Below are 12,943 nucleotides of genomic sequence, written 5' to 3'. Positions count from 1 at the left end.
ATCACGGAGGCATTGCTCGGAGGGCCACGCTGTCGAAGGGTGCTCATCACGTTGTCGGCTTTCCGCACCGTCGAAATGGTGATCTGGGCCAACCATGTCTCGAAGTTGCAGAATGAAATCGTCGCATGCGGACCGTGGTGGCTGTGATCCTTGACGTGGCTACTCACATCTTCGCTCTCCGACTGGATGTAGGCACCGACACCGATTGCACCAGACGACCCACTCATCGTGTCGGCGGATCCAATCTATATGGGAAATCACGATTAAACGTGGACGCAAGTACGCCCTGGGTATGGGAACGGACCGGTTTCGTTGCGCCGTCGTGTGCTAACCAAGGATAACCTTATCCGACTCGAGATGGTCGATGCAGCGGAATGTTGCTCACATCCTGGCTGACTGCCAGATTGGTGCTGCTGGGCGCAGAGAGCAGGAGAACGACCAAAGCATGTCCACGATGACAAAGACCACCTCCACTTCGGATACCGGATCACCGGGGGATCAGTTGCCCGCCGACCATGCACTGCGCGACGAGCGGACCTTGAATTCCCCTTTCATGCGTGCCTGCCGTGGGCGGCGTGGGGCACCGACCCCGGTATGGTTTATGCGCCAAGCAGGTAGATCCCTGCCCGAGTACCGGGCGATACGACGTGGAACCGCGATGCTGGAATCCTGCCTGAACCCTGAGATGGCAACGGAGATCACGCTGCAACCGGTACGCCGTCACCATGTCGACGCGGCGATCCTGTTCTCGGACATCATGGTGCCGCTGAAGCTGGCGGGAATGGATGTGCGGATCGAGCCCGGAACAGGCCCGGTGATTGATGATCCAATCCGCACCCCGGCCGATGTTGCGGAGTTACCCGATGTAGGTTCCGCGGACATGTCAGCGATCATTGAGACTGTGCGATTGCTCACTGCTGAGCTCAATGGCACCCCACTGATCGGATTCTGTGGAGGGCCTTATACGGTAGCCTCCTACCTAGTTGAGGGTCGTCCCTCGGCGTCCCACTCTGGGATCCGGGCGATGATGCATACCGATCTCGATTCCTTCACCCGGCTGATCGACTGGGTTGCCCGGCTCAATGAGATCTTTCTCACGGCCCAAGTGCTTGCCGGGGCAAGCGCGGTGCAGGTCTTCGATTCCTGGGTGGGAGAATTAACCGAGCAAGAGTACCGCAGTTGGGTGATGCCTACTGCTAGCCGGATGCTGAATGCAATGCGAGGGTTCGGGACGCCTCGGATCCATTTTGGGGTACGCACCGCCCACCTGCTTCCCGCGATGGTCGAAGCCGGGGCCAATGTCATCGGGGTGGGCTCTGACATCACTTTGTCGGCTGCGTCGCAGAATGTGGGAGCCTCGGTGCCCGTTCAGGGAAATCTCGATCCCGGGATGTTGTCGGCTCCGATGGAGTGCATCGAACAGGCCGTGGCTGAGGTGCTGGCCCAGGGACAGGTAGCCGCAGGACACATCTTCAATCTCGGACACGGCGTGCCCAAACAGACCGATCCAGGGGTACTCACCCACATTGTTGATCTGATCCATGAGGCGGGCGTGTGATCTCCTCGCAACCCGCTCGGGTCATCGTGGTGGGCGGCGGCATCACCGGGTTGTCGGCCGCCTGGCAGTGCACTCGCCGGGGAGCGCGGGTATGCCTGCTGGAACGAGATGACCGGTTTGGTGGCAAGATCCACACCGTCACCGATCACGGCTTCCTCATTGAGACAGGCCCGGATTCTTTTATTGACCGCAATCCGGCCCTGATTGAGTTGGCCACTGAGTTGGGTATGGCCGACCAGGTGATCGCTGTCCAGACCGGGCGCCGGGTGAATCTGCTGTCACGAGGTCGGATGCAGGATATGCCGGCAGGCATGGGGATGGTATTGCCCACCAGAATCGGTCCCTTCATGACCACCAGAATCCTCACTTGGCGACAGAAGCTCAGGGCTGCCTGCGATCTGGTGGTCCCCAGAATGCTCATTCCCGGTCGCGACGAATCCATCGGTGTCTTCCTGCGTCGCCGTCTCGGCGACGGGATAGTTGATGGCTATGCGGAGGTGATGGTCGGGGGAATCTATGGCGCCGGGGTTGATGAGTTGAGTCTGGACGCGGTCCTGCCATCTTTGCGTCGCAACGAGGAGGAGTATCGCTCGCTGTTGCTGGCCTCACTGAGTGCCGGACGTGCCGCAGCACGACGCACATCCCCGGCAGGTCCCCCCTTCCATTCCTTGGCGAGGGGACTGGGCTCCCTGATTGATGAGCTAACGGCCCAGCTGGAACAAGCCGGTGTCGAGATGCGACTCGGGACTCCAGTGGATCGGATCGGTTCCTGCTGGATCGAGGCGGCGGGAGAGCGGATCGAGGCTGATGCCATCGTGCTGGCCTGTGATCCCGGTGCCACGGCCCGGCTGCTGCAACCCGGGATGCCGGATCTGGCAGCTGTGCTGGATGAGATTCCGCTGGGATCCACAACGGTGGTCACCCTCGGTTACCCGACCTCGGCAATGGAGCATCCGGTGAACGCACAGGGGTGGCTGGTCTGTGACCGGGGGCCGATCAGCGGGGTGACCTTGTCCTCAGCCAAATTCGATGATCGTGCTCCCGCGGGCCACTTCTTGGTGAGAGTGTTCATTCCGGCAAAGCGGGGACCATTGGTCGATGCCCCCGACGAGGTGGTGCTGCGCGAAGTCACCGCACACCTCACCAAATACTTGGGGGTGCAAGGAAATCCGTTGATCACCAGGATCGACAGATGGCAGAAGGTGATGCCGAAATACACCGTCGGGCACCTGGAGCGGGTGGCCAGGATCGACGGGGAACTGGAACGGCTCTGTCCTCAAGTGGTGGTTGCCGGATCAGCGTTACACGGGGTCGGGGTACCTGACTGCGTGGCGGATGGGCGACGTGCCGCCGACCGGGTCCTCGACACCATCGGTGTAATGGGAAATGCAACGGCGGGCCCGCCCAAAAAGGACGAGCCCGCCGATCAAGCGCGCGTCATCTGAGCTGCTGGGTCTCATCCTGGATGTGTAGGGCGACCTGGTTCAGCTTCTCATGATGGACCTTCCCGTGGTGGGCACAGAACAACAACTCTCCACCGGAGGGCAGGGTGACCCGCATGTATGCTTGGGCACTGCAACGGTCACAGCGATCTTCGGCCGTGAGCTGTCGGTCCAGAGTCATTGCGTCCATGGTTCCTCCTGTAGCGGTGACGCCCTGTCATCCACTGTTGGAATGCTGACCGTGCGGAGAACATTCCCGCTCGGCTGCTTCCCTGCATTGAGACTACCTCGCGAACGAACCACTTCGGAGCACAGATCACAGCTCGGGGCAACATTGCCAACCAACTGGTGCTGGTGGCGTGGTTCTCGGACAAAGCTGTACCCGGTTGATTATGATGCCCGCCGTGCCAGTGACCAAGTCGAACAGCCAGCAGGGCTCTGCAAGGAACTACGAGGCGAAGAATCTCTTGGTCCTTGAGGGCCTGGATGCGGTGCGCAAACGTCCTGCCATGTATATCGGTTCCACCGATACCCGCGGATTGATGCACTGCCTGTGGGAGATCATCGACAATGCGGTGGATGAGGCGCTGGCAGGCTTCGGCTCACACATCGAAGTGGCCCTGGAATCCGACGGCTCAATTTCTGTTGCCGACCGGGGACGCGGGGTACCTGTTGATGTGGAACCGCGCACCGGGTTGGTCGGGGTCGAGGTGGTGTACACCAAGCTGCATGCCGGCGGAAAATTCGGCACCGGGAACTACAACGCCACCGGCGGCCTGCACGGAGTGGGGGCCTCGGTGGTCAACGCGCTGTCGTCCCGGTTGGATGTCGAGGTCGACCGCAACGGCGTCACGTGGGCGATGAGTTTTCGTCGGGGGATGCCCGGGATCTTCGATGGCCCGGGCCCCGACGCCCCCTTCACCCCCGAGCACGGGCTGCGCAAGGTCGGGAAGGTGAGCAAGGACCGTACCGGGACCAGAGTCCATTACTGGCCGGACCGTCAGATCTTTCTCGCCGGTGCCGAACTGTCTGTCTCCCATCTGCTCGATCGTGCTCGGCAGACCGCCTTCTTGGTGCCAGGTCTGGAGCTGGTGGTCCATGATCGTCGTAGCGGCGAGCCCGTCACTGAGACCTTCCGCTTCAACGGAGGTATCTCCGAATTCGTCGACTACTTGGCCACCGACGAGCCGATCACCGATGTGCTGCGCATCCGAGGCAGGGAATCTTTCACTGAAACGGTGCCAATGCTCGACAGTAATGGTGCCATGACCCCCACCGACGTGGACCGTGACCTGGACATCGATATCGCGGTGCGTTGGGGCAACGGCTACGACACTGTTGAACGATCCTTTGTCAACATAGTCGCTACTCCTAAGGGCGGAACCCATATCGCCGGTTTCGAACGGGGATTGTTGCGTGCCTTCCAGACTGGGCTGGAAGGCACCAGGCTGCTCAAGGCCAGCGACGAGATTGTCAAGGACGACGTCCTGGAAGGAATGACCGCGGTCGTCACCGTGCGTCTTCCGGAACCTCAGTTCGAGGGCCAGACCAAGGAGGTGCTTGGCACCCCGCCAGTGTCCCGGTTGGTGACCGGGGTGGTCGAACGCGAGTTGGGGGAGTTTCTCTGCTCGAACAAGACCACCGAACGCCCCCAAGCGCGCACGGTGATGGAGAAGGTCGTCAATGCCTCCCGCACCAGGATCGCTGCCCGCATGCATAAAGAGACCCAGCGTCGCAAGACAGCCCTTGAATCGGCATCAATGCCGCCCAAGTTGAAGGACTGCCGCATCTCCTCGACGGAGCGTGCCGAGTTGTTCATCGTCGAGGGTGACTCGGCCTTGGGTACAGCCAATCTCGCCCGGAACTCGGAGTTCCAGGCCCTGCTCCCCATCCGAGGCAAAATTCTCAATGTGCAGAAGGCCACCGTGGCCGACATGCTCAAGAACCAGGAATGCGCGGCGATCATCCAGGTCGTTGGTGCTGGATCCGGACCCAGCTTCGATATCGACGCGGCCCGCTACGAGAAGGTCATCTTCATGGCCGACGCGGATTCAGATGGAGCCCACATCCGTTGTTTGCTGTCGACCCTCTTCTTCCGCTACATGCGTCCGATGGTCGAGGCCGGGAAGGTCTACTCCGCGGTTCCTCCGCTTCACCGCTTTGAACTCACCAACCCGCGTAAAGGGCAGGAACGTTACATCTACACCTATTCGGATCCCGAGTACCGGCGCAAACTTGCCGAACTGACTAAGAAGCGGATCGGTTTCAAAGAACCGCAGCGTTACAAGGGCCTAGGAGAGATGGATGCCGACCAACTTGCGGACACGACGATGAACCCGCGGCACCGGATGCTGCGGCGACTGACCGTTGACGATGCCGTGGTGGCCGAACGTACCTTCGAGATGCTCATGGGCAATGAGGTGGCTCCACGCAAAGAGTTCATCGTCGAGGGTGCCTATCAGCTCGATGAGAAGCGCATTGATACCTGAGGCATGTCAGTGTGGGGGCTGGACCTTCCTCACGAGATGCTTGAATGCGACTACAGTGCCCGTTGTGAGTGAGACTCTCCTAGACACCGCCCTGACTGCTTCCAAGCAGACCTCACGCTCTAAGGTGCTTGCCTGGGCGATGTGGGACTGGGGTACCCAGCCCTTCAACACGGTGATCACCACCTTCGTCTTCTCGGTTTACATCACATCTGCGGCTTTTGGGGAGGTCAATCACACCTCGCGGGCACTGGCCGTCTCGACGACGATCGGTGGGCTGGTGGTGGCCCTGCTGGCTCCGGTGCTGGGGCAGATGACCGATCGCTCGGGACGGTGTGTGACGGTGTTGCGGGGACTCACTTGGAGCCTGTCCTTGATTTCAATGAGCTTGTTCCTAGTAGCTCCACAACCTGATTTCCTCTGGTTCGGGCTCGGGGCGTTGGCTGTCGGTTCAGTGATCTCCGAGATCGCCGGGGCCAGCTACAACTCACTGATTGAGCAGGTCGCCTCGGACAAGGACGTGGGCTTGGTTTCGGGTTTCGGCTGGGGAATGGGATATCTGGGCGGCATCGTCGTGCTGGTGCTGCTGTTCTTCGGTTTTATCTCGCCCGAGGTCGGGCTGTTCGGGGTGAGCGATGACAACGGCATGGACGTGCGGGTTTCGATGGTTGTCTGTGGTTTGTGGACCTTGGTGTTCACCATCCCCACCTTCGTCAAGCTGAAAGATCCCCCCAGAACCGAGTCGGTGCCTGTACCCGGGGCCGAGCGGTGGGCTGGACGCAGGCCGGAGCTCATCTGGCTGATGCTGGCTCCGGTGCTGGGGGCGTATGCCGGGCTGATCGACACGGTGCGTCGGCTCTGGGCTACGTCACGTTCCACGGTGTGGTTCCTCATCGCCTCTGCTTTGTTCCGCGACGGGTTGGCCGGGGTATTCGCCTTCGGCGCGGTGATCGCATCGGGCACCTTCGGATTTTCCTCGGGGCAAGTGGTCATCTTTGGGGCTGCTGCCAATATCGTCGCCGGTGTCTCGACGATCATCTTCGGGCTGCTGGATGATCGGATCGGCCCCAAGAAGGTGATCATTTTGTCGTTGATCGCCTTGATCGTTTTTGGCACCGGGATCTTCGTCTTCCACGCGATCGGACCGGGCCTGTTCTGGGTGGCTGGTCTGGGCATGTGTCTGTTCGTCGGACCAGCCCAGTCGGCCTCACGTTCCTTCCTCGCCAGGATGATTCCACTAGGCAAATCCGGTGAAGTCTTCGGTCTCTACGCCACCACCGGACGAGTGGCCTCCTTCCTGTCGCCGCTGCTCTTCGGCGTGTTCATCACCATCGGTGGCTGGATGACCGGAGAGGAGAACACCCAGTACTGGGGAATCCTGGGGATTGTCGTGGTGCTTCTCATTGGCCTGCTCGCCATGATTCGGGTGAGGGAAAACAGTCGGCTTCCATCGTGTGCTGATGACAAAATCGGCCGCTAAGTGACGTCAGTTTCGTATCGTTCCTGCTGCAATCCTGCTACCGGATGCAGCACGATCATGGAGTCCGGTAGCCTCGGTGCGTTATCAACCCGGTGCGTGACCGGAGGTGGCGGGCCGGATCTTCGCCGTCCGCAATGGGCGACGTTGCACGTGCTCTTGATGAGGAGGACTCGATGAAGAAGACAATCATCGCAGCCGGAGCAGTTGCCATGGCGCTGTCGGTGGCAGGGTGCAACCTCGGCCCCGTCACCACGGGCAGCGCCGGTTCTACCACGATCAAGGTGGGCAACATCTGGGCCGCTAGCCACCCGATGACCCAAGCTGTCAACGAGGTGTTCAAGAAACAGATTGAGGAGAAGACCAACGGTGCCATCATGGTCGAGGCCCACCAGGACGATGACCGAGGCAACGAGGCAGATCTGTGGTCGAGTGTGCGTGAAGGAACTATCGAGGTCGTGGTGATCGGTTCAGTGATGAACCAGGAATACCCGACCATGCTGATCTCCGACTGGCCATGGCTGTACCGCGACGCCGAGCACGCCAAAATGGTGTGGACCGGCGAGATCTCCGAGGAGGTCTCGGCTTCCTTCAACGAGAAATTCCCAGCCGTTGAGATGCTGGCCTGGGGTCCCAACTCGGCCCGTACCTTCACCTCGAACAGGCAACTGAGTTCGCCCTCGGATTTCGCCGGGCAGAAATTCCGGATGCCCTCAAACCCGGTCCACGTCGGACTGGCGGAGAACCTGGGCGCTTCCTCTCAAGTCATTCCGCTCGGTGAGCTGTTCAGCGCGTTGGAGACCGGAATCGTCGATGGTCAGGACAACGGCATGGTGACGGTGCGCTCGGAAGGTCTCTATGAGGTGCAGAAGTACGTCTACGAGACCAACCACATTATTGCCACGATGGAGATCATTGCCAACAGCGAGTGGATGGAGAAGCTGACTCCCGAGCAGCAGACGATCGTGCGGGATGCAGCCAAGGAAACCTCGGTGGTTGCCTGGGACAAGTACATCGCATCGATCGATGAGGACCGGGCCTTTTTGCAGAGTGAGGGCCTCACGGTCACGGCTCCCAGTGAGCAGGACAGGTCGAAGCTCGTGGAGATGACTCAGCCAGTCACCAACAAGCTATTGGCGGACAATCCCGATTGGGCTCCGCAGCTGGTCGAGAAGATCACCAACGTCAAGTGAGCCATGTGGCGCATCGCGACAGGACGCTGGGCGAGGTTTATACGACCGGGCTGCGGGAAGTCCCGTTGGAACCTAATCCTCAGTCAGAGTAACGATGGGGCTTGCTAGCCGTGATCCATCTCATCAGAACCATCATCGCGAAGAGCCATAAGCCGAGCAACGCCCTATCCGGGTGCTCGACGCAAAGGCTAAGCACAAGGAATGCCGCCCTGGTCAACACTGGAATGATCATTCATCGAGGGGGAACAGCCTCTGCTTCAGCCCTTGTGTGAGCAAGTGATGCCCTACAATCCCCAGGCCATGACCACGCAGGAGGAGCGTCAACGACTGACAAAGCCATGGGCGCGTAGGTGACAGAGGCGAAGGTGACCAGAGCACGGCACACCTGGCACAGCTGTCATCCGGTCCGGTACCAGTCACGGTGCACATCTTACGAAAGTGCGGCCCTGACGCCGCGGATATACGCAGAGTAGGGCGTCATCATTCGGCTGGGTAAGAGCCCGGTATCCGGCCAAACTCATATCCACTTGCAAAAGCATTTCCCCATCCGCGAGGAAAGATGGTACTGGCCCGGGTTAGGACGCGCCGGGCCAGCGGTTTATGTAGAAAGGCATCGGCGGATCACGAATGCACTGATGCCTCCAGGGCCTCGCGTTGCACCGAGACTCTGTCCTCAAGCCTTGAAAAGGCCCAGGAAGCCAGCGTTCCCACCACGAACAAAGCGATTGCAAAGGCTACGGCCGGTCCCATGGACAGCCCTTGGGCGGCCAGGCCCTCGGTGTTGAAGCTGGGGAAGACGACCGCAGGGAAGATCGCCAGCGATGAACCCACGACCATGCCCAGGATGAAGTGATACATGCCCCCGTAGTAGTTGTCAAAGGCCCAGGCGGCCCCCTTGGCCAGCAGCAGTACGCAGGCGAATAGGCCAATGACCAGGGGAATGATTACTGTCAGGTCGAGGGCTGCGATCCCGGAGGCCATCTTGTCGTAAAGGCCGAAGTAGATGAGGAAATTCGACGGAGACATCCCCGGAACGATGACACCCAAACCGATCAGGGCTCCGGACATGACCCAAACCAGGATATTCGGGCTGACGTTCAGTGCGAGAGAGTTCCCGGCAACCATAATGATGAAGATGACCACGGCAGCGATGCCCATCAAGATCCAATGCACGATGGTGCGACCCTGCTTCCCGGCCTGACGGAACAGGGATGGAAAGGTGCCCACCACGAAGCCGATAAACAGGCAGATGAACTGCGCTGAAAAACGCCCGAAGGCTGCCTCGACAACAATGGAAAACAACAACACGCCGATCCCCATTCCGATGGCGATCGGGATGAAGTACATGACATTGCGCCCGAAGCGATGGAAGGGCTTGGCAAGGAAACGGATGATCGGGTCGTAGATGCGGAAGATCACCGCAAGCACTCCACCGGACAAGCCAGGCAGGATGAAGCCAATGCCCACGAGGATGCCTTTGAGCAGGCGGATGAACCATGCCCCGATGGATTCAGGCTCGTCCAAGTAGGAGGTCGTGGTGAGGGTGGGGTTCGGTGTCGATTCAATCATTGCTGTCCTCGTATGCGATGTTTTCGGGCGTGGCCCATGGTAGACAATCGGTCCGCATGGAACTGCTTCGTGGCTGCCTGAGCCGGAGCGCCGACTCACAGGACTTGTGTCAGATGACCCCAGTCGACGTCGTATATGAAACCACCGACCTCTGCGTGACCAGCGATGAACTCGTTGTCCCGCAGGGTGGCGATATCGCTGGCTAGGTGACCCCGTTGGTTAGTGTCGGCTCCTAGCACGAGATCATCGGCGGGCCTGCCAGCTGATGATGCGATGATCTTGCGGATCGCATCATCAGTGCTGGATGCCATGGCACAGCGGGTGTGCTGGATGACCATGATCCGGTTCACCCCCAGTTTGTGGATGCCTACGATGCAACCGACCAGTGATTCCGAGGTGAGGAACCCGCCGGGAGTCCGCAGGATCTTGGCATCGCCAATGCCCAGCCCCATCATCGCAAGCGGCTCGATCCGTGAATCCATGCAGGTGAGCACGAGCACCCCACGGCGGGCCTTCCCATCGAATTCGTGGTCGTGGAAGGTCTTCGCGTATTCGGCATTCGCCGCCAGCAGGTCATCAAAACCCATGGCTAGCAGTGTAGTGCTGTTGCGCAGGTAGGCGTCTTTGGATCAGAGCAATTCCGGTTGTCCCAGACTCTCTTGATCATCAGATACCCCACCTGATAGCAGATCGGTCGAGGCCGCTGCCGACGGGGCCTCGCCACCTAGCCCGGTGTGAGCCAGATGGCGAGATGCCACGGCGACGATCGGCTGGGGAGCGGGAGCACCGGAACCATCGCGTTTGCCGGTGGGTGCCGGCAGATCGATCGGGGCGCCCGAATCGGTCGCGGCGATTGCCGGATATGCCCCGGCCCAACCGAGCATCAGGGCACCTTCCCCCTTGAGGAAACGATGACATCGCACTCCGCCGGTGGCCCGCCCCTTTGCTGGGAACTCGGAGAACCGGCTCACCTTCACAGATCCTGTTTCCGAGCTCAGCAGCGAGTCCACCCCGCCCGAAACGGTGACTACCACGGCATCATCTTCCGGGTCTACGGCCCCGAACCAGATCACTCGCGCTTGGCCAGAGCATTTGATTCCTGCCACTCCGGAGCCTGCCCTACCCTGTGGGCGCACCGCAGAAGCGGGGTAATGGAGCAGTTGAGCGTCATCGGTGATGAACACCAGGTGGAGATCCTCGTTGGCCAGCTCGACTGCACCAACCACCTCGTCACCGGGTGCCAGGTTGATGAACTCCCAGGATTCCTTGGAACTCAGCACTTCCGGATTGACCCGCTTGATCACACCCTTGGCGGTTCCCACGGCGAGCCCGGGCGAATCGAGACGCAAAGAGGTGATACCGATGATCCGTTCCTTTTTCTCCAACTTCACCAGCTGATCGAGGCGTACTCCTCCCTGCAGGTTGGGGGCTGTGGCGGTCACTGGCAAGGCGGGCAGCTCAATCGCTTTTGCCTTGATGAGCCGTCCCGAGGAGGTCAGCACCCCGTAATCGGCATGGGCGGTGGTGTAGATCGCAGCGGTCACCGCATCGTGGTTGGCGCGCCCCTCATCGGCTCTCGGGACCTCGGTCGTGTCCATCCGGGCGATCAGCCCAGTCGAAGACAGCATCACCCAGCAGGGAGCGTTGGGGATCTCCAGGGGAGTCGCAGCCGAGGCCGAGGTGACACCGGAGCCGTTCAGCAGGACCGTGCGGCGTGGTGAACCGTGGGTGCGCGCCACTTCATCCAGTTCTCGAGCCACCAAGGCGTGCAACACCTCGGGGTTGTTGAGAATCTCGCGCAACTCGGTAATCCGGGTGATCAGGTCATTACGTTCGGTCTCCAATTCCAGCCGTGACAAGCGGGTGAGCCGACGCAGCTGGAGATCTAGAATGTAGTTGGCCTGTATTTCAGACAGCTCGAAGGTCTCCATCAACCGGGATCGGGCCTGAGCGACATCGTCGGAGGTCCGGATGATCGCTATGACATCGTCGATGTCCACCATGGCCAGCAGCAGCCCTTCGACCAGATGGAGCCGCTCGGAAGACTTGCTCAGCTGGAAGCGGGTGCGTCGGGTGGTCACCTCCAAGCGGTGATCCAGATAGACCTGCAGCATTTCGAGCAACCCCATGGTGCGGGGCTGCCCATCGACCAGGGCAACAGCGTTTATCGAGAAATTGTCCTCCAGCTTGGTCAGTTTGTGCAGCTGAGCAAGCAGAGCCTCGGGATTGATCCCGTTCTTCGCCTCAATGACCAGCCGGGTGCCATTGGTCAGGTCGGTGAGGTCCTTGACGTCGGCGATGCCGGTGATCTTTTTCTTGGCGATCAGATCCTTGATCTGTTCGATGATCTTCTCCGGACCCACGCCATAGGGAAGCTCGGTGATGACGATACCCCGTCGTCTAGGGGAGGTCTGCTCGATACGGGAGGCTGCGCGCAGCTTAAAGGAGCCACGACCGGATTCATAGGCGTCTCTGATCCCATCGAGACCGATGATCGTCCCGCCGGTAGGGAAGTCGGGGCCGGGAACGAACCGCATGATGGCATCCAGATCTGCATCGGGATCAGCCAGCATGTGCTTGAGGGCACCGACCAGTTCACCAAGATTATGCGGGGCTATGTTTGTCGCCATGCCAACAGCGATACCGGTGGCACCGTTGACCAGGAGATTCGGGAAGGCTGCGGGCAGGACCCCGGGTTCGGTTTCCTTGCCGTCGTAGTTGGGTCGGAAGTCGACGGTGTCCTCGTCCAGCCCGTCCACCATTGCCGAGGCCGCCGGTGCCAGTCGGCATTCGGTGTAGCGGTATGCGGCCGGGCCGGCATCCAGGGAACCGAAATTTCCGTGTCCGTCGATGGTGGGCAACCGCATCGACCAGCCCTGTCCTAATCGGACCAAGGCGTCGTAGATGGCGGTGTCACCGTGGGGATGCAGCTGACCCATCACCTGTCCCACGACACGGGCACATTTGACGTGGGCCTTGTCGTGGCGCAACCCCATGTCGTGCATGGTGTACAAGATCCTGCGCTGGACGGGTTTGAGCCCATCGCGTGCGTCGGGCAATGCCCGGGAGTAGATCACCGAATACGCGTACTCGAGGAAGCTGGTCTCCATTTCCGAGGACACGTCGACGTCGATGATCCGCTCGTCGAAGTCATCGAGTTCGGGGGCTTCCTGCTTGGCCATGCCGCATGATCTCCTAGTGGTTGGTCGACGGATTGC

General features: G+C 60.4%; 9 protein-coding genes. 5 read left to right on the top strand and 4 right to left on the bottom strand.

Going from position 1 to position 12,943, the window contains the following annotated elements; translation table 11 throughout:
* The first annotated feature begins 364 nt into the window (after nucleotides 1–364).
* Together hemE and hemG are read left to right on the top strand one after the other, a co-directional pair.
* Nucleotides 365–1,558, top strand: coding sequence for a uroporphyrinogen decarboxylase (gene hemE / locus HMPREF1531_RS10800; RefSeq protein ID WP_016669992.1), 1,194 nt, complete (start codon nucleotides 365–367; stop codon nucleotides 1,556–1,558).
* Nucleotides 1,555–3,003: a protoporphyrinogen oxidase gene (gene hemG, locus HMPREF1531_RS10795; protein ID WP_016669991.1), complete on the top strand. Its 1,449-nt coding sequence runs from the start codon at nucleotides 1,555–1,557 to the stop codon at nucleotides 3,001–3,003. The genes hemE and hemG overlap by 4 nt, the downstream gene beginning before the upstream one ends.
* Here the strand turns inward: hemG and HMPREF1531_RS10790 are convergent.
* Nucleotides 2,996–3,190 (bottom strand): DUF7455 domain-containing protein, encoded by a 195-nt coding sequence (locus HMPREF1531_RS10790; protein WP_016669990.1) that lies wholly within the window; start codon nucleotides 3,188–3,190, stop codon nucleotides 2,996–2,998. The genes hemG and HMPREF1531_RS10790 overlap by 8 nt on opposite strands.
* Nucleotides 3,191–3,395: 205 nt before the next feature.
* On the opposite strand from HMPREF1531_RS10790, the gene HMPREF1531_RS10785 reads away from it, so the two are divergent.
* The 3 genes from HMPREF1531_RS10785 (at nucleotide 3,396) to dctP (ending at nucleotide 8,156) form a co-directional block, all read left to right on the top strand.
* Nucleotides 3,396–5,489 (top strand): DNA gyrase/topoisomerase IV subunit B, encoded by a 2,094-nt coding sequence (locus HMPREF1531_RS10785; protein WP_442852406.1) that lies wholly within the window; start codon nucleotides 3,396–3,398, stop codon nucleotides 5,487–5,489.
* Nucleotides 5,490–5,628: 139 nt separating this feature from the next.
* Nucleotides 5,629–6,966 (top strand): MFS transporter, encoded by a 1,338-nt coding sequence (locus tag HMPREF1531_RS10780; protein WP_232210274.1) that lies wholly within the window; start codon nucleotides 5,629–5,631, stop codon nucleotides 6,964–6,966.
* 173 nt (nucleotides 6,967–7,139) lie between these two features.
* The gene (gene dctP / locus HMPREF1531_RS10775) at nucleotides 7,140–8,156 is read left to right on the top strand and encodes a TRAP transporter substrate-binding protein (protein WP_016669987.1); all 1,017 of its coding nucleotides are present in this window, start codon (nucleotides 7,140–7,142) and stop codon (nucleotides 8,154–8,156) included.
* A gap of 621 nt (nucleotides 8,157–8,777) precedes the next feature.
* On the opposite strand, the gene HMPREF1531_RS10770 is transcribed toward dctP, so the two are convergent.
* From HMPREF1531_RS10770 to HMPREF1531_RS10760, 3 genes are all read right to left on the bottom strand, one after another.
* A complete protein-coding gene (locus tag HMPREF1531_RS10770; protein ID WP_016669986.1) occupies nucleotides 8,778–9,725 on the bottom strand; it encodes a DUF368 domain-containing protein in 948 nt (315 codons plus the stop codon).
* A 95-nt stretch (nucleotides 9,726–9,820) separates the two neighbouring features.
* Nucleotides 9,821–10,312: a carbonic anhydrase gene (locus HMPREF1531_RS10765; protein WP_016669985.1), complete on the bottom strand. Its 492-nt coding sequence runs from the start codon at nucleotides 10,310–10,312 to the stop codon at nucleotides 9,821–9,823.
* A gap of 42 nt (nucleotides 10,313–10,354) precedes the next feature.
* Entirely contained in the window at nucleotides 10,355–12,907 is a 2,553-nt protein-coding gene (locus HMPREF1531_RS10760) for a DNA gyrase/topoisomerase IV subunit A (RefSeq protein ID WP_016669984.1), read from the bottom strand.
* Between the last annotated feature and the right edge of the window lie 36 nt (nucleotides 12,908–12,943).

Source organism: Propionibacterium sp. oral taxon 192 str. F0372, assembly GCF_000413315.1.
Taxonomy (GTDB): Bacteria; Actinomycetota; Actinomycetes; order Propionibacteriales; family Propionibacteriaceae; genus Brooklawnia.
Note: the sequence above shows the minus strand (reverse complement) of the source record. Positions and strands in the feature narration are given on the sequence as shown.

Excerpts from the sequence above, each read along its gene's own strand:
- HMPREF1531_RS10770 (WP_016669986.1), bottom strand. The coding sequence starts at position 9,725 with ATGATTGAATCGACACCGAACCCCACCCTCACCACGACCTCCTACTTG.
- hemE (WP_016669992.1), top strand. The coding sequence starts at position 365 with ATGCAGCGGAATGTTGCTCACATCCTGGCTGACTGCCAGATTGGTGCT.
- dctP (WP_016669987.1), top strand. The coding sequence starts at position 7,140 with ATGAAGAAGACAATCATCGCAGCCGGAGCAGTTGCCATGGCGCTGTCG.
- HMPREF1531_RS10790 (WP_016669990.1), bottom strand. The coding sequence starts at position 3,190 with ATGGACGCAATGACTCTGGACCGACAGCTCACGGCCGAAGATCGCTGT.
- HMPREF1531_RS10785 (WP_442852406.1), top strand. The coding sequence starts at position 3,396 with ATGCCCGCCGTGCCAGTGACCAAGTCGAACAGCCAGCAGGGCTCTGCA.
- HMPREF1531_RS10765 (WP_016669985.1), bottom strand. The coding sequence starts at position 10,312 with ATGGGTTTTGATGACCTGCTGGCGGCGAATGCCGAATACGCGAAGACC.
- HMPREF1531_RS10780 (WP_232210274.1), top strand. The coding sequence starts at position 5,629 with ATGTGGGACTGGGGTACCCAGCCCTTCAACACGGTGATCACCACCTTC.
- HMPREF1531_RS10760 (WP_016669984.1), bottom strand. The coding sequence starts at position 12,907 with ATGGCCAAGCAGGAAGCCCCCGAACTCGATGACTTCGACGAGCGGATC.